We start from the raw sequence: 17,716 nt of genomic DNA, 5'->3' as shown, positions 1-17,716 counted from the left end.
GAAGGTTGGGTAACACCAACTGGAGGACCGAACCCATATCTGTTGCAATAGATTGGGATGACTTGTGGCTAGGGGTGAAAGGCCAATCAAACTCGGAGATAGCTGGTTCTCCGCGAAATCTATTTAGGTAGAGCGTCCAGCGAATACCTCAGGGGGTAGAGCACTGAATGGGTAATGGGGACTCACCGTCTTACTGATCTCAATCAAACTCCGAATACCTGAGAGTACTACTGGGCAGACACACGGCGGGTGCTAACGTCCGTCGTGAAGAGGGCAACAACCCTGACCACCATCTAAGGTCCCTAAGTTATGGCTAAGTGGGAAAGGATGTGAGGATCCCAAAACAACCAGGATGTTGGCTTAGAAGCAGCCATCATTTAAAGAAAGCGTAACAGCTCACTGGTCTAGATAAGGGTCTTTGCGCCGAAAATGTACCGGGGCTAAAGCCATACACCGAAGCTGTGGATGCACGTATGTGCGTGGTAGCGGAGCGTTCTGTAAGCCTGTGAAGGGATACTCGTGAGAGATCCTGGAGGTATCAGAAGTGAGAATGCTGACATGAGTAACGATAAAGAGTGTGAGAGACACTCTCGCCGAAAGTCCAAGGGTTCCTGCTTAAAGTTAATCTGAGCAGGGTTAGCCGGCCCCTAAGGCGAGGCCGAAAGGCGTAGTCGATGGGAACCACGTTAATATTCGTGGGCCTGTGGGTAGTGACGGATCGCGTGTGTTGTAAGGTCTTATTGGATTGATCTTGCAGCGAAGCGGTTCCAGGAAATAGCTCCCACATATAGACCGTACCCTAAACCGACACTGGTGGACTGGTAGAGTATACCAAGGCGCTTGAGAGAACTGCGTTGAAGGAACTCGGCAAATTGCACGCGTAACTTCGGAAGAAGCGTGACCCTTGTTTGCGCAAGCAGATGAGGGTGGCACAGACCAGGGGGTAGCGACTGTTTACCAAAAACACAGGGCTCTGCGAAGTCGCAAGACGACGTATAGGGTCTGACGCCTGCCCGGTGCTGGAAGGTTAAGAGGAGAGGTGCAAGCCTTGAATTGAAGCCCCAGTAAACGGCGGCCGTAACTATAACGGTCCTAAGGTAGCGAAATTCCTTGTCGGGTAAGTTCCGACCTGCACGAATGGCGTAACGACTTCCCCGCTGTCTCCAACGCAGACTCAGTGAAATTGAATTCCCCGTGAAGATGCGGGGTTCCTGCGGTTAGACGGAAAGACCCCGTGCACCTTTACTATAGCTTTACACTGGCATTTGTGGCGACATGTGTAGGATAGGTGGTAGACTTTGAAGCGGAGGCGCCAGCCTTCGTGGAGTCATCCTTGAAATACCACCCTTATCGTCATAGATGTCTAACTGCGACCCGTATATCCGGGTCCAGGACCGTGTATGGTGGGTAGTTTGACTGGGGCGGTCGCCTCCTAAAGAGTAACGGAGGCGCGCGATGGTGGGCTCAGAACGGTCGGAAATCGTTCGTCGAGTGCAATGGCATAAGCCCGCCTGACTGCAAGACAGACAAGTCGAGCAGAGACGAAAGTCGGTCATAGTGATCCGGTGGTCCCGTGTGGAAGGGCCATCGCTCAACGGATAAAAGGTACGCCGGGGATAACAGGCTGATGACCCCCAAGAGTCCATATCGACGGGGTTGTTTGGCACCTCGATGTCGACTCATCGCATCCTGGGGCTGGAGCAGGTCCCAAGGGTATGGCTGTTCGCCATTTAAAGCGGTACGTGAGTTGGGTTCAGAACGTCGTGAGACAGTTCGGTCCCTATCTGCCGTGGGTGTAGGAATATTGAAAGGATCTGTCCCTAGTACGAGAGGACCGGGATGGACGTATCTCTGGTGGATCTGTTGTCGTGCCAACGGCATAGCAGAGTAGCTATATACGGACTAGATAACCGCTGAAGGCATCTAAGCGGGAAACTAACCTTAAAACGAGTATTCCCTATCAGAGCCGTGGAAGACCACCACGTTGATAGGCCGGATGTGGAAGTGCAGTAATGCATGCAGCTGACCGGTACTAATAGCTCGATCGACTTGATTGTTCTCATTATCAATATCCATCAAGCTCATCCAATGGATGAGTTTGATAGTTTCTTCTCTCTCACGCCCTATTCACTTCGTGAATGGCTCCGAGAGGGCGGCCTAACGGCCGGCACGCAGTCGCGTGCTTAGAGACGGAACTGCGCTAATTACGCAGTGCACGAAAAATCCAGCTTCTTATTTGTTTCTGTGCCCTTTGCTGACCTGGTGGTTATGGCGGAGCGGCTGCACCCGATCCCATTCCGAACTCGGCCGTGAAACGCTCCAGCGCCAATGGTACTTTGTCTTAAGACACGGGAGAGTAGGTCGCTGCCAGGTCTGCAAATGGCACAGAAAACAAAAACATCTTCTCAAACATTCAGCGCTAAACGCGCAAATCAATCGCTTACCGATAAGACAATCTTCAAAGCAAATCTTAAGCGATCATATATCTAGGGTGGAGCGCCCGTTCGGCCTACAATCGATAATCAATCGATTGCTATACGGCCTCACCTCATCAGGCTACGCCTGACTTCGCTCCCGGGCTCAAAACCCGAAAATCTTTGACGCGGGGTGGAGCAGCCCGGTAGCTCGTCAGGCTCATAACCTGAAGGCCGCAGGTTCAAATCCTGCCCCCGCAACCAAACAAAATTCAAAATACTCAATTAATTCAAATAATTGGATGATGATTTTTGTTTGTCGAAAATCCCTGAAAAGCATCGCAAACTCGTTTTATCAGTTATAACAGTGCTTTAGCTAAAACAGGTTCAAATCGGGGGTAACGAACTACGCAACCACATACAATATTTAATGATCGTAGTTTTTTTGGGGGGGAGGCGGAGAACCCAAAAGGTGCGAGCGTGGTGGTATATGATGATGTTCGTCTAACGTAGGTTGTTGAAGCCCTAAGATAATCGAAAGGCAGCTTTGCTCGCCCATGTTGGATGTTCGAGCTGCCGAAAAATTTGCAAGCTGAAAGACTGTTTTGGAAAACAACCTTGTTATACCGCTGATCAACTGGACGGTGACCTTGGCAAAAGCTGATGCGCGATGACAACTGCTTTTAACGCCATGATCAAGCTACCATTACCCTCTTTGCAAACTGCGCTTGGGGTAGATCAACAGATGTTTCTAAGTGCACGCTCTGCGACCTATGAAATAGGTCAAAACACTGGATTAGCCTTTAGTAAAAACCAGTGGGTTTAATCTGGTGACAGGCTCTTGGCTTTGCAACTTTGAGTATGTGATATCTTTAACTAATGACGAAAAGCGACGATTGACGATTTTGGTGGTCCGTTTACTTTAGATCACAAAGACGGCTTGCCGTCCTCCAGAGCCTTATTGTGATGTGGCCGTTTCAAGTGGTAACAAGATGCTGATGGGCGAATATTTCCGTATTGGCGCTGGGATTGAGGACTACATCATGCATAAAATACTATATTACATCGTCGCACTGACTTTCTTACCATCAAGTGTAATGGCCGGAAACCTTTCGGAAAACATGGAGAAACGCGTGTTAACCGAGCTTGCAAACCGAAGTGGTATTTCGGTTAGTGATTTGCAACTTATGCTCGACGATTGTGAATTAAATAAGCGCAATATGAACCTGTGTGCATTTCAGCGTGCTATTCAGGCGGAATTGTTGCTGGGTGATGCGATCAAAATGACTGGTGCTAAGACAGATAGCGACTATGCTGCGTGGAAGAAACAGCTTCAGGCTCGCTGTCATGCTGATGCTGATAAAGAAACTGGGAGTGGCGCAATCTTACCGAATATAATTTCTGAATGCAAAGAACTAGCTATGTTGGCAGAGCGCTATACGATTTTGGGGGCAGAAAGCTTTCCGCCGCCACCGCAGCCGCCACATAAATGGGATTAATATCTGATTTTGGGTTTGATTATACGTAGTTTTTTGATCTTATGCTTTTTTACATTGCCAAGCTTCGCTGATGATCCGCTGCCCTTAGCAGACTGGCGCTATAATCTTGAAGGCACATCTCGTGAAACGGTTGGCAATAAAAACGCGGCACAAATTAGCAATCAAATGATTAGAATAGCTGAAATTCAATGTGAATTTTCAGAGCAAAATTAATTGGTGGCGATGAATATTCATTGAAAGCAAAATGCGAGCAACCTGAACTACGTGCAGAATTTTTGAATGAAGCACAGCTTAAAATACTTGCGTCGGACAGGTTTCATTTCGACGATGGCTTGAAACTGCGTTCATATAGGCTTTGCCCTACGCAAAAATAGCGTTTTTCAACACTTTTATATAGTGTTTCAGTTGCATTATTCAGCCTTTGTATCGAACAAAGCTTGCGCCAGCCAACCAGCCAAACAGTTGAGAATAGTTCCGCCTAGAGCATTGATAAATTGATGGCGATAAAGCTGAAAAATGGAAACTGCAATCGTTATGCTCTAAACGGTGCTTATAAGATTGCGTAAGGGGTAATATTTTTTCCAGAGAGCCCAAGCAGCCAAAATTGTGAGCGTGACACGCAAAGATGGCAGACTATTCAATAGTGAATCATAGCGAATTAGAACACTAAGCATATATGCGCTGAAAGTGGTTTGGGTACGCGAAACCTTGCCGTTTATCTTCTACCGTCTTGATGATCTGCTGTATTGGTAGAGGAAAAATGGTAAGCGCCGCCTGATCCCGGCTGACGCGATCCGGCAAGTCATGACTACAGCACGGTTATCCATACTTGATTATCGGGCGTTGCAATATTGTGATAGTTCGCTGCGTTTATGGCTGAAAATAGAAGATTTTGCGTTTGCCTGTCAGGATATCACGCTTGGATTGTAACAAATTGCGGATGATTTTGGTCTGGTCTTACCAAAACTTGAATTCCATGAGGTGGTCAGTGTCGGTGTCTTAAATAAGTGGCGTATGGTCATTTGCTCTGATGCGGATGTGCCAGAAGGCAGATAGTCTACTTTCTGGCACATCAGAATATGGCGGAGAGCCTTAACGCTTAACTACTTCGCTATCTTCATGGACAATGCGGTAGTTGTCTTGTAGGTCCAGTACATAAGTGAAATTCGAGGTCCCGCTGGATTGCTTGTTGCGGTCAGGACTGGACACTGTGTAATCATAAAGACCGTAGACTGCACAAAGGCCATTTTCACATTTGGCTTTCAGCGAGCTTTCATCAACGACAAAACGTCTGACCGGCCAGCGGCTGAAATAGCTGTTTTTATCCTGCAAAATTTCTGCTTTGGGGCGCCGTTTTTTGAAGTAATCGACAGTATCGGCGTAATATTCATTCACGAATGCCATCGCATCATCATTATTGGCACTGCCAGTCTGGATCATGAGGGCGGCAACATTCATGGCCTTATTCTCATCATTCATTGCCGGCATGGCGCTTGGCGCATTGTGCTGTTGCTGAGGATTGGCATTGGCATCACTCGGGCGGGCGGCTTGTTGCGGTGCCTGAGCCGGACTAACATGATTTGGTGTAGTAACATTGCCGCTATTGGGCTGGACCGGTTGCACTGAGGCAACTTGGGTTTCACCGGTGCGATTGATACCGTATTTCACCACTTCCTGCGGGCTGAAATAATACATATCCTTGGCTGGTGTGCTGAACATAATGCCCAGCACATCGGCTGATACGCCATATTTTGGCAAAGTCGCCACAATATCCGATACGCCAAATTGCGCTTGTTCTCCGCTGAGTTCCGGTGCGGAAATCTGGTGAACGCCAAGACGGCCATCGGCAACACGGTTTTTGCCTGCAAAGAACACAAAGGAGCAGGCTGAAGCGCAATATGAATCCGGCGGAATATAAGTATTCATGCCCCGCTCATAGACTTCTTCCGCGATAACCAGCCCGATATGAACCAGACCACCTGGATTGTTGCTCAAAATAAGCGTGTTGACAGCAGGGTTCTCGCGCAATGCTTTTTTAAGATTGAGCAGGTCATTTGCGCCCACCTGACCGGTATAAATGAGAAGCTCAGGCTTATCAGGAAAGAAGAAAAACGGCCCATAGCGCTCGAAATTGGCTTCTTGCTGTTGTGGTGTCTGTGCACTGACCACAGCAGTGCCGTTGAGTGAGAAGGCGAGGCAGGCACTCGCTAATAATGACTTGTAATTGATCATGATTCCCGTACCCCTCTTATTCCAAGCCGTTCGGATAAGGCTCGATCGCATCGGCCTGTACCCAGCCTTGCGGACAAGATGAAATTTTGCCGTTCTTCAGCTGTTTACAATTTTCCATAGTCGTGCGGTAAGGCTCCGGCAATGGTGCAGAGACGCGGCATAAAACATTCACACCGTCGCATTTACCGAACCGATCTATCGGCATTGCCATGACAAAATATTCAGCATCTGAAATACCGGTTTTGGCTGTCGCTTTGATGCAGATGAGCTGATCCTCGGCCAGACTGGCGACTATTTTCTGATCACTGCCGCCAGCGCGTGCGCTGAGCTTGGCAGGCCCGCCATAGATCGCGCCATAATAGGGTGCAACCGCACAATCACTATGAATGGTCACTTCGTAATTTCCTGCGCTACAGTTAAGCCCCTTAGTATCGCTGCATTGAATGCCGGATTGCTCCAGCAATTCGCTGAGTTTGGCGCCTTCCAGATCGCCTTCTGCTGCATCCGCCTTTGCAGATAATGGCTGCGACAGGCTTAAGGCTGCAACGAGCATCAGACCTGACAAAATTTTAAAGGTGAATCTATTGCTCATAATTGGCATGCCTTTTTCTTATCAAATCCATCGAGAGCCAACACAAGTGCCTTGCCAAATTGCATAGCATTGACGTCGCATCCTGCAACAGCAACCATTGCGCCGCCTTTGTCTTCATCGGTGATGTCGCCATGAACAAAGGTTTGCAGCGACGCAGAATTTGTTCCATTGACCTGTAAAGCCTGAAAACGCAACGGATCCGCTTTGCCGCTATCGATCAGGATCACTTTGCCTGTGGCTTGGGGAAGAAAATCGGCCAGATAAATGGTACAGCCTGTATTCGCTTCCGTTACTGCGCATAGGCTCGCATAATTCTGAAACAGATAATCCGGCATCAGCGTAACAGCATTGCGGGTTATCTGCTGGATTTTCTCATTGTCCGGCACAAAAACCGCCTGCTCAATGAGCTGATCGCGCAGTTTAAGCCCCTGTGTAGGCGTGATGACTTGTTCCGGTACGGATAGTGGTTTGGATTTTTCAGGGAGCAGCGTGCCCAGAAGTTTTCCAAGCTCAGGCTTGTCGACAACAGCTTCTCTTAAGGTTTTGAGGGCATCGGCACCGGGTTGCCCCCATTTCATCAGCTGCTTGACACTATTCTCGGTAAAGCGCGCATCTCCCGCCAAGGCCATGCTCACTTGCTGCTGTGCGGCAACTCGTAGCGGCGAGAGCGCATCCGTCAAAGCCAGAGCAAAAATGCAGTAAACCGGAAGCACCATGACAAGATTGATGCAGCGTAAACGCTGTGCCCATGATGTGCCGCCGGTTAGCGCCCACAGATAGGCAAAACCATAGATAAGCCCGATGGCTGTCAGGTAAATGAAGGTGACATCAACCGGCACCAGCCCGAAACTTTGATAATCGCCATAAAGCAGCCATGCGGTCAGAAACCCGAAAGCCAAAACCGCAAGCACTGCAATTTTACCGAACCAGTCATAACCATCTTGCAGACGCTCTGCTTCATTACGCTCGGCAATGATGGTGGCAATAATTGACCAGCTCAGCATGGCCCATAAAGTGAGGCTGATTGAAAACTGAGAGTCATTGACCGCTTCTGTGCTGAAAAATACGATCAGCATCATCATTGCCATGAGCGGCAACAGCAACTGCGGCCCGATCAGATGTGCAATGAAGCGCGATCTTGGCGAGATGAAAGATGGCTCAAGCCGATCTGTTAATATGGCAACCACACCGGCTATCGCTCCACCAATGAGCCATGGAAAAAAGCGCATCAGTTCCGGATCGACAATATCTGAACCGATGCCCGAGGCGGTTGAATAAATCGCGACCCAAAATAGGCTGGCAAGCGCTCCGAAGACGCGCCAGCAAATATTCCATGCGGATTGATAGACGATTGCATAATCAAAATGACGGGTCTGCGCATAAGAAACCCAAAATGGCAGCGGCAGCAAAATGATCATCAAAAGCGGTGTGGCTACCACTGTTTGCCCGGTAAATTCACCTGTCAGAATACCGTTGGATGCAAAATAGGCAAAAGCCGCAATGAGTAAGCCGTTGATAACAGCGCCTGCAATGACCCATAACAGGCGTATTAATCCGGCAATACCAAGAATAGTTACTGCTGCAGCACCAATACCGTAGCCGGTAATATTGCTCAAGCCTTGATCAGCTATAAAACTGCTGACATCCAGAAAACCAAAAATAGTACCAAGCACCAGACTGGCTATCAGAATGAAGACAGGTTTTTGCATAAGTATCCTTGATTCGTTATTTCAAAATGCAAATGCTTAATGTATACGCCCTATGTGTCAATCTTAATGCACGTTGATTCAAGTATATAAGTTTCTTTATTTTGTGGTTTATCTTTATGAGAAATAAAAGCCTTGTTACTTCCTTTTTAACACTGCTGGCACTGGGCGGGGGGCTAGCAGTGGTTGATACGGAACTTGCATTCGCTGCGCCTGATTGCTCGGGTGAAACATTTATTTCCTGTAATGTTGCCAAGAATAAGCATCTCCAAATTTGCATTGAGCCGGAGAATGGTGATGCAGCCCCGAAATTTACTTATCGATTTACCGAAAAGGGCAAAGACGGGCTCTCGTTGAGTGAGGCTTTTTCTGCCAAAACGGTAGCGCCTTGGAAAGGTGTTGGCAGAGCCATTAATTCAACTGTTACCTTTAATAATGAGGGCTACAAATATCAGGTGTGGCAGAGCTTCGACCGGCTTGATGAGGAGGCCGAGCTGGAAGCAGGTGTTCACATCTCCAAAGGGGACGAGGATATCGCGTCCTTCACTTGTCAGCGTGATGGGCAAACCAAAATTGCCCCGCTATTCGCGCTTGAAGATGCCATGGAGCAAGCTGGTTGGTGCTATGATTCAGGCAAATTTGAATGGCTGCACTGTGAGAATAAAAGCCAATAATACTTAGACGATACTATAATTTTATCATTGAAAGCTATTGCAGGGTGCTTTACGCAGGCCAGCAGCTTTTATTTGGCTATTTATTTTGGGAGAATTTCTATGTTCAATTCAAGTGTAACAAAAACGTTATTTGCGGCCGCCTTATGCGCGACTGTGTTTGTGCCAAGTGCTGTTATGGCGCAGGAAAAAGAAAATATGGCAAAAATCGCCGAGTTCGGCGGCGCGATGCATGCCATGGCTGAAGAATGTGGTAGTTATTCTGCTGATCAGCTGAAAGAAATGAAGGCAGGACAACAATCTGCATCTTCCGCTGGCGGACTTTCATCAGCAGAGTTCGACACAATTTTTACCAAAGGCTATGAAGAAACCAAAGCTAAAATTGCTGCAGGCAGTGCAAGTCAGAAGCAGACCATGTGCGAACAGATGAAAAAAATGCAGAACTAAGCTCTGCGCATATAAAATTTCGTGCTTGTGGCTCTCCTATAGGAGAGCCTGTGCGTATCTTGATCAAAAAGTCTATCGTGGTAATCAGCGCAAATATGTGAGTAAGGGCTTAAGATTTTATAACATTTAAAAGATTTATTTTAATGAAATTGTTACCCTTTATTGGGTTGCCATCCTTGGTTAATCTTCTCTCGATTTCCAATGCATTCGCACAGGCTGAAATGGTTTAGGCTACGCCGCTGCTGGCTGTTTATGCTGGAAAATATGTCTATGATGAAGTGGATGGCACGCGTTTTCTGAACCACCCGCAGGTGCGCGCTGCTATTGAAGCCGCAGTGCCGACTGGGGACGTGCGCGATATTCTTTATACAGAAGTGAGAACGTCACACCGATCATGAAGGTGGTGAAAAACTTCTTTATACACGTGGTTTTGAGCCAGCGAGTGGTGGTGACGTGAATTGGGGCGTGATGATCGCCGCTGACGGGAGTGTGGCTGCGGTCTGCTATGGACAATTTGCAGATAAGAATGCCCAAGAGGCAGCTTGGTATGCAGAGGGTGAAAAAACTTTTTCACTTGTGATGATGTGTCCATCCGAAGCTTCGGAAATTGAGGTAAGTTTCGGTGATTGGCCTATCGGCTCCATTCCGGGCTAAAATTTTTCCTCAATTGTCAGGCCCTATATTCGCAAAAGAATAAGCATTCATATTTCAGCTTCATATCTTAGGGTGTCTTGCTGGTGCGCGATCTAGCTTATAAGATCTGTCTGGTGTTGTAATGATGCAAATTCATGGATTTTGGGTTCACTTTCACTTGAAATGATAGGTTCAGCTGGCGCGAAACTGCAAATATGACAAGCGGCGCTACAAACACGCAATCGCATCGAGATCATGTTCGGCCGCCTCATGGACTGGCGGCGCGTTGCAACGCGAACCGCCGATGTCCGGAGACTTTCCTCTCAGCCATCCTCCTCGCCGCAACCGTCATCTTCTCGCTGTGAAACTCAATGAGTCTGGAGCCTAATAGATAAGCTTAAATTTCAATTGAGAATAAATGTCGGTATCGGTGGTTGCGCGCCCCCGTAACCAAATAGAACCGAGAACTCTCAATTAATTCAAATAGTTAGTTGATGGTTTTTGTATTTCAAAAAAACCTGAAATGTATCGAAATCTCTTTTTATCAGTTATAACAGTGCCTTAGCTAAAATAGGTTCAAATCGGGGCGTAGCGGACCACATATAATATTTAATGACCGTAATGGGTGCAGGTATCTGTTTTAGCGATATTTTGTGTGCAGAAATCCGTCTGCTTTTGGTCCAATTGATGCCGTAGCCAATTTTAAATCTGATACTATTACTCATGGAAATAGAGTTGTTTTTCCATATGTTTAAGTTCTCTGGATGGCATCTCTTGCGATTAAAAACGAATGACTGTTTGGGTGCAAATTCAGATGGTTCAGGTCAGGTTTGGGTTTCCCAAAATTAAGTTTGGTTTTAATTGTGTAGTCATGGCTTCATTGTTCATCAGATATATTTATAATGATAGTATTTTTACTTCTACCAAGTTTCAGTGATAGCTTTTCCTGAGATGCTGCTTTTTATATCGTTATTCGATAGTAATTTAAGCAGGCAGAGGGGCATCTTGATGAAACTGAGTTCTATACTGGCATTGGCCTCGACAACCTGTTTATCTGCGGGGTTGTTGACGAGTCTTTACTCCGGTAGCGCTCATGCTTTCACCCCCCATATAATTACTGATGCGAACGGCAATCCCGTTTTTGAATTGCGGATGTTTTACCCGCAACACGGGAAATTTTTCAGGGATGATACCTCAACCTGGGTCTTTGATCCTGCAACACTGGAGCGCACCTATTCCGCTGCGCAATATTGGGCAGACATCATCAAGATCACTCCGGGGCAAAATCCAGCCATCATTAATGTGGGCACCATGGAGGAGGATAATGCCTATGCATCTAGTGACATTTCGCAATGGATGAATGGTGCAGGCTCACTTATAAATTCCGCTCTGAATAATGGTGTGATCGACCCGGAGCGCTTGCTGGACGGAGCGCACGGGATAATCGGGATAGGAAAAATGGATTGGGATTGGGAGCAGCCCTTTGTTCCATCACAACTGATCCAAACCCCTAAGGTCGATATGACCAGCACGCTCATGCATGAAGTAGCCCATGCGCTCGGAATATCCGCAACAGTCTATTCTCAACAATCAGGTAACAACCCTGTTAAGGCAAAGTTTGCACCTGTTCTGAATGCCTGGACCAGTCATCTGATTGATAGCAATGGCAAGGCTGCCGCACCTGATCAAACGATTATTTGCAATTTTTGTGAACCCGCTGCGGCAGGAGCTGATACATTTGATGCCGATGACGGATTTGCTTATTTTACAGGGTCGAATGTAGATGCAGTGCTCAATGGTGCCATGCCGGGTGTTCCTGTGCGTGTTGATTCAAATCTGGTGCCTGGCTATAAGGACGACCCGTTTTCGCATACTGAGCTTAGGAACAGTATGATGAGCCATCAACAATATTCAAATTATATGTCGCTGATGGAGGCTGAATTCGCAGCCTTACAAGATATTGGCTACTCAATTGATCGCCGTAACCTGTTTGGCTACTCGGTCTATAATGATGGCATTACCTTGATCAATGATAATCCCTTCTTCGCTCGCAATAGTGAAGGCACTGCCTATATCCCCAACAGCTATAACACCGCGACCATGGGGCTCGGCCTTCATATCTATGGAAGCGGCAATATAATTGCCCAACGTGCAGATTTGCTATCCGCAGGGGCGGGCGGTGCAGGTATTCGTGTCGATGGTATCGGCAATACGATGACTATTTTGCCCGGAACACGGGTTCACGCCAACGGTGAGAACGGTCTTGGTGTGTTGTTTGCTTACGGAAAAAATCACACCCTGACTCAACGTGGTGATGTGCAAGCACTGGGTGAAAATGGTATCGCGGTCAGTTTTGACTTTGGCCATAATTCACTAGGTGACAACAATGAATATCGCGGTTCTTATTTTGTAACCTCGGGAAAACGAGATTTAGAAAATTATTTTCCCGATTATTATGAAACGGCTCTGAATGAAGTGAACGGGCCACTTGTTTCAAGTTTCGATCTGACCGGCCGTGTTGCAGGTAAAAAGGCTGCGATTTATATGTCAGAAAGTGGCTATGTCGGTGCAATTAATGTCATGCAGGGTGCCAGCATCACTGGTGATATTATTTCCGAGTATGCAGAAGAAGATGAAGATGGCCATCTGCGCCTGACGGAACTGAGTTTCGGTTTGAAGGCTGATGCACAAGGGAATTCGACTGGCACAGCTGATACGGATTTCAGACTGGCTTACGGTGGCAATATCAAGGGCAAGAATATTTCGCTGCATCTTGATGGCGGCACATCTGTTCTGACTGGCAACCATCAAGTCTTTGATGTCGGTGTGGCGCAAGCAGCAACGCTTTCCGGTCAAGGGATTTACCAGATAGATGCAGCTCAGCAGTTCCGCAATAGCGGGATATTAAATCCTTCTGTTGCTGGAACGGCAATCACTATTGACGGCAATTATGCTCAGTCAGCTACCGGCACCTTGCAACTCGCATTCAATGATCAGTCTGACATCAGCAGCCTAATTGTAAACGGTAGTGCTGGTCTTAATGGCACGATCAGCTTTGCACCTGATCGGGGTTATTATCGTGATGGTTTCACCGTCACTTCAAACGAGTGGTTACAAGTGGACGCAATGAGTGGTAACTTCACAAATGTTAGCACCACATTGAGCTCGCCGACACTTAACGCTAGTGCGACAGATAATGGTAATCTGTCTTATACCGTATCATTGAGCCGTGATGCGAATGCCTATTCGCAATATGCGGGAGATAGTGAAGACCGTGAAGTTGGCGCTGCATTGGATAGTCTCGCCAATAATGCTGCGACAGAGTTTAAACCATTGCTCGCAGCACTGGATTTTTCTGAATCTGACGGCTCAACCATTCGCTCAAACCTGCCGCAACTAAGTGGTGAGGCCTACGCATCCGCAAGTGGCGTTTTGCTCAATGCCAGTGGCATCACCCGGTCATCGGTCAATAATCGCCTGTCTCAGGCATTTGGCGGTACACCGGTTAATCCGGTGTCTGTGATGGCCTATGGTCCGAAAGCCGAAACCAGCCAGGCAGGCAATGCCATTGATCATGTTGCTCCGGTTAATGTTGATGATCTTCAGCGCTATGCCGCATGGGGAGCAGCATTCGGCAGTTGGGCCACACAATCTGCTACAGATAATGCCGCACGCACCAAGTCGACCATTGGTGGGTTCATCACCGGTATTGACGGTGATGTTTATGATAATTGGCGCTTGGGTCTTATGGCCGGATACAGCCGTTCAACCTTTAAAACACCAAGCCTTTCTTCATCTGGCTCCAGCGATAATTACACGCTTGGTGCTTATGCGGGCACTGAATGGGCGACGGGCCAAGGTTCCATCGGTTTCCGCTCAGGGCTTTCCTATTCCTGGCACAATATCGAGATGAGCCGCTCGGTTGCTTTCAATGGCTATTCCGACAAGCTATCCGCTGATTACAATGGCGGTACGTTTCAGGTGTTTGGCGAGTTGGGCTATAAGCATGATCTCAGCCCGCGCGCGATCATCGAGCCTTATGCCAATCTTGCCTATGTCAATGTCAGAACGGACAGTTTTACAGAAACAGGTCATAATGGCGCAGCGCTCAGCGTACAATCCGGTAAGATGGACACAACCCTCTCAACCCTCGGCATGCGTCTCTCAACCAGCTTCGAGCTTGGTAATACACTGACAACCGCACGCGCTGATCTTGGTTGGCGACATGCTTTTGGCGATGTGATCCCGTTATCGACTGCGAGCTTTGCTGCAGGCTCCAATGCGTTCACAGCATCGGGCAGTCCGATTGGCAAAGATACCGCACTGATTGAAGCCGGACTTGATTTCGCCATTACGAAAAATTCCAAACTTGGTGTCTCATATCAGGGGCAGTTTGGTTCAGGTATCACTCAAAACGGCGTGAATGCTAATTTCAGCGTGAAGTTTTAGACTGAGTAAGAATAAACTGGATTTGGAGAGCTGCATGTAGGTAAATTTAGCCGTTAAGTTTCATGCGGGTAAATTATCTTGTATTAGATTGTGTAACCCTTACGGCCTTCTTGAGGAGCCAACCTATGTCTTTAGGTGCAATAGCAATCAATCTAATTTTGCCTGCGCCGGTACTTATCGTTGAGGACGATATGCAGGTTCGCTTGAGGCTGGAAAATCTTCTACTACAATTTGGCTATAAAATTGATGCCCTTATTTTTGCTGCTTCACTGAGTGAAGCGCGCGCGCAATTGTCAGATCAGCCAGTCGCCTTGGCGCTGATTGATATTGGCTTACCGGATGGTAGTGGTATCGATTTGATATCCGAGCTGAATACGAGTGATCCTGGCCTCTCCATTTTGGTTATCTCGGCATGGGCCACAGAGGACGTCATTCTAGGTGCCTTGCGTGCCGGTGCTGTCGGTTATGTGCTTAAAGAGCGGGATGATCTGGAGATTGCTATTGCATTGCGTAGTGTTTTACGCGGGGGTGCGCCAATAGATCCTTTTATTGCAAAGCGCATTATCGATGAACTGCCTTCCAAGGCACTGGAAAAAGACGGAGACAATAAAGACTTGTGTCAGCAAGTGCTGACCGCACGCGAAAATCAAATTTTATTGTTGGTCGCCGACGGACTTGGCAATAAGGATATTGCAGACCATCTTTCTTTGTCGCGCTATACGGTTGAATGCCATATTAAACATATTTACCGAAAACTCGCAGTCTCTTCACGCACACGTGCTATTCATGCGGCGAGAGAGCGCGGTTTGTTAAAGTGAAGTGGCTGCTTATTATATGGTTCAGCCTTATTGCTATGCCTGCTTCGGCAGAGACCACTTCAGCGCAATGTTCCGCAGAGATCATTGATATTTCTGCCGCAAAAGCTGGTCCTGATGGACGTAAATCTGAAAATTTACGGTGGGAAGCCGTAACTTTACCAAATTATTGGAACCAACTGCATTCAGAATATTCAGATGAAGTTTGGTATCGCATTCATTGGCGACAGACATGTTCTGAAGCAGGCCATAATCCTGTTGCGTTGTTCATACAGACAATCAATATGGCCGGAGAGGTTTTCGTTAATGACCATTTTCTCTGGCGTGATAAGAATCTGACAGAACCATTATCGCGTAGCTGGAATATGCCGCGCTATTGGGTTCTGCATAATGCATGGCTGACTGAAGGTATCAATACACTTTGGGTTAAAACTGTTGGTGTCAAAGGACAAGCACTTGGGCTAGGCTCTGTTATCATTGGTGAGCCAACGCAGGTCCAAAGTATTTATGACAACTACTGGTGGCGGCAACGTACTTTATATGTTGCAAATGTGATAGTTTCCGGCGTTATCGGTATCTTGTTTTTTTGTATCTGGATCATACGCCGTGATCAGACCTACTACGGGTGGTATGCATTTTCGTCACTGTTCTGGCTTGTTTTCATAGCTAATATTCTTGTGACCACGCCTTGGCCTTTTTCGAATTCTGTAACATTCGTAAGAGTTAACGCAATTGCCTTATTGCTGAATATTGCATGTTTTTGCATGTTTACATTGCGCTTTGGCGAGCTGGTTTTAAAGCGTTATGAGCGTTTTTTATGGGGGATTTTCAGCGTATTTATTGGCGCACTCATTCTTACACCACAAGATTATCTTGGTGCGATCCAAATATCGAGTGTACTCGTTGCGTTAGGCTTTTTCTTGTTTAACTGTGTGCAGTTTCCGCTATTGACGTTTCAAAAGCGCAATAACGAATATTTTTTGTTCTCAATTTGCTTATTAGTACTTTTTGTGACAATTCAGTACGATGCGTTGCTCCTCTTTCGGCCTGATCCGGAAAAATTTCCAATATTGCCATATGCGAATATTGTCATCACATTGTGCTTGGCGGGGATACTGGGGCTGCGTCAGGCGCATAATGTCAGACGCATTGAACGGTTTAATGTTGAATTAGCCGAGAGCATTGCGAACGCACGTTCAGAACTAGCCGTTACATTAGAGCGAGAACATTTCTTAGAGCTAAAAAATGCAAAATTAAGAGAGCGTTTGGATATCGCCCATGATCTTCATGATGGTATCGGTGGAACGCTCGTTCATATGATGGCAAAAGTTGAACAAGGCAGTGAGCAGGTTCATCGCCCCCAAGTCATTTCCATGTTGAAATTGCTTCGGGATGATTTGCGCCAAACCATCGATCATAATTCCAGTCCTAGCACTAAAGTTCCAGCTACGCCGCAGGAATGGATTGCCCCATTACGTCATCGGTTTAGCATTCTTTTTGATGAGCTTGGCATTAAGTCCGACTGGCAATTTCCATCGGCTTGGCGGAGTACACCCAGCACATTACAATGTCTGGCACTCACACGTGTTGTTGAGGAGGCATTAACAAATCTCATAAAACATAGTCGCGCGCAGCAGATGTGCTTTCGCTTGCAGCAGCAAAGCCCAAATGAACTCGTACTTGAGTTGGAAGATGACGGTATCGGATTTGATGTTTTAGCGGTGCAAACAGCTAATATCAGTGTTGGTATGAGAAGTATGTCAACAAGAATTCTCAAAGTCGGTGGCAAGTTAGAAATTTCATCAACGCCAGGAAGAACCGTCGTAAAAGTGATTATGGCACAACTTTAATTTCCGATAGTCACGGATATTAAAGTTGTGCCAGCTATCTTGTCTCTCCATAGACCAGCTAGCTGATAAAGCGGTTAGCTATCTATCAACGCAACCTTTTAAGTGTGTTTAGGCGCGGTAGTGGCGTGCTGCGCGTCTCCGCTTATTACATCTAGTAAAATAGCTATATTTTCTAATGTAGCACTGAAAATTTTAATAACTTGTCTTCCACAAATGGACAGTTATTTGTGTGACATCAATTCGGTGCTTATTTTAATAGATAAGGCTTAAATTTCAATTGAGAATAAGTGTCGGTATCGGTAGTTGCGTGCCCCCGCAACCAAATCCCCTCAAAGCAATAAAGCTCCGGCAGAAATGCGCGGAGCTTTTTTGTATTTAAAATATGCAAGAGGAGGGGAGGCGTGGGTA

Annotated in this window: 10 protein-coding genes, 1 tRNA gene, 2 rRNA genes and 1 pseudogene (1 of these 14 running past the window's edge); 11 read left to right on the top strand and 3 right to left on the bottom strand. The window is 47.0% G+C overall.

Features of this window, described 5'->3' with window-relative positions; all coding sequences use genetic code 11:
• The 4 genes from K1X45_RS06045 to K1X45_RS06030 form a co-directional block, all read left to right on the top strand.
• A 23S ribosomal RNA gene (locus tag K1X45_RS06045) occupies positions 1–2,057 on the top strand (it extends 751 nt beyond the left edge of the window).
• A gap of 201 nt (positions 2,058–2,258) precedes the next feature.
• Positions 2,259–2,373 (top strand): 5S ribosomal RNA (gene rrf / locus K1X45_RS06040).
• A gap of 228 nt (positions 2,374–2,601) precedes the next feature.
• Positions 2,602–2,678 (top strand) — tRNA-Met (locus K1X45_RS06035).
• A 728-nt stretch (positions 2,679–3,406) separates the two neighbouring features.
• Positions 3,407–3,913 carry a hypothetical protein gene (locus K1X45_RS06030; protein ID WP_116089489.1) on the top strand — a complete coding sequence of 169 codons (507 nt, stop codon included), beginning with the start codon at positions 3,407–3,409 and terminating at the stop codon, positions 3,911–3,913.
• A 1,092-nt stretch (positions 3,914–5,005) separates the two neighbouring features.
• On the opposite strand, the gene K1X45_RS06025 is transcribed toward K1X45_RS06030, so the two are convergent.
• Genes K1X45_RS06025 through K1X45_RS06015 form a run of 3 tightly spaced genes read right to left on the bottom strand, consistent with a single transcriptional unit; the run spans position 5,006 to position 8,446 of the window.
• The gene (locus K1X45_RS06025; protein WP_151160380.1) at positions 5,006–6,145 is read right to left on the bottom strand and encodes a hypothetical protein; all 1,140 of its coding nucleotides are present in this window, start codon (positions 6,143–6,145) and stop codon (positions 5,006–5,008) included.
• A gap of 16 nt (positions 6,146–6,161) precedes the next feature.
• Positions 6,162–6,737 (bottom strand): hypothetical protein, encoded by a 576-nt coding sequence (locus tag K1X45_RS06020; protein WP_220160109.1) that lies wholly within the window; start codon positions 6,735–6,737, stop codon positions 6,162–6,164.
• The gene (locus tag K1X45_RS06015; protein WP_220160108.1) at positions 6,734–8,446 is read right to left on the bottom strand and encodes a hypothetical protein; all 1,713 of its coding nucleotides are present in this window, start codon (positions 8,444–8,446) and stop codon (positions 6,734–6,736) included. The genes K1X45_RS06020 and K1X45_RS06015 overlap by 4 nt, the downstream gene beginning before the upstream one ends.
• Positions 8,447–8,562: 116 nt before the next feature.
• On the opposite strand from K1X45_RS06015, the gene K1X45_RS06010 reads away from it, so the two are divergent.
• From K1X45_RS06010 to K1X45_RS05980, 7 genes and pseudogenes are all read left to right on the top strand, one after another.
• Positions 8,563–9,117 carry a hypothetical protein gene (locus K1X45_RS06010; protein WP_220160107.1) on the top strand — a complete coding sequence of 185 codons (555 nt, stop codon included), beginning with the start codon at positions 8,563–8,565 and terminating at the stop codon, positions 9,115–9,117.
• Positions 9,118–9,189: 72 nt separating this feature from the next.
• Complete coding sequence (locus tag K1X45_RS06005) at positions 9,190–9,561, top strand: hypothetical protein (protein ID WP_220160106.1); 372 nt, start codon at positions 9,190–9,192, stop codon at positions 9,559–9,561.
• Positions 9,562–10,026: 465 nt separating this feature from the next.
• The gene (locus tag K1X45_RS06000) at positions 10,027–10,215 is read left to right on the top strand and encodes a hypothetical protein (protein ID WP_220160105.1); all 189 of its coding nucleotides are present in this window, start codon (positions 10,027–10,029) and stop codon (positions 10,213–10,215) included.
• A 190-nt stretch (positions 10,216–10,405) separates the two neighbouring features.
• A pseudogene (locus K1X45_RS05995) lies at positions 10,406–10,559 on the top strand (transposase); the annotation flags it as partial.
• A gap of 643 nt (positions 10,560–11,202) precedes the next feature.
• Positions 11,203–14,643, top strand: a complete 3,441-nt coding sequence (locus tag K1X45_RS05990) for an autotransporter domain-containing protein (RefSeq protein ID WP_255560745.1) — start codon at positions 11,203–11,205, stop codon at positions 14,641–14,643.
• A 125-nt stretch (positions 14,644–14,768) separates the two neighbouring features.
• Complete coding sequence (locus K1X45_RS05985) at positions 14,769–15,461, top strand: response regulator transcription factor (RefSeq protein ID WP_116088960.1); 693 nt, start codon at positions 14,769–14,771, stop codon at positions 15,459–15,461.
• Positions 15,458–17,308, top strand: a complete 1,851-nt coding sequence (locus tag K1X45_RS05980; RefSeq protein WP_255560744.1) for an ATP-binding protein — start codon at positions 15,458–15,460, stop codon at positions 17,306–17,308. The genes K1X45_RS05985 and K1X45_RS05980 overlap by 4 nt, the downstream gene beginning before the upstream one ends.
• The last annotated feature ends 408 nt before the right edge of the window (positions 17,309–17,716 follow it).

The sequence above is a fragment of the Pseudochrobactrum sp. Wa41.01b-1 genome (assembly GCF_019464455.1).
Classification (GTDB): domain Bacteria; phylum Pseudomonadota; class Alphaproteobacteria; order Rhizobiales; family Rhizobiaceae; genus Pseudochrobactrum; species Pseudochrobactrum saccharolyticum.
The sequence above is the reverse complement of the archived record's forward strand: the minus strand, read 5'-3'. Positions and strand labels throughout refer to the sequence as shown.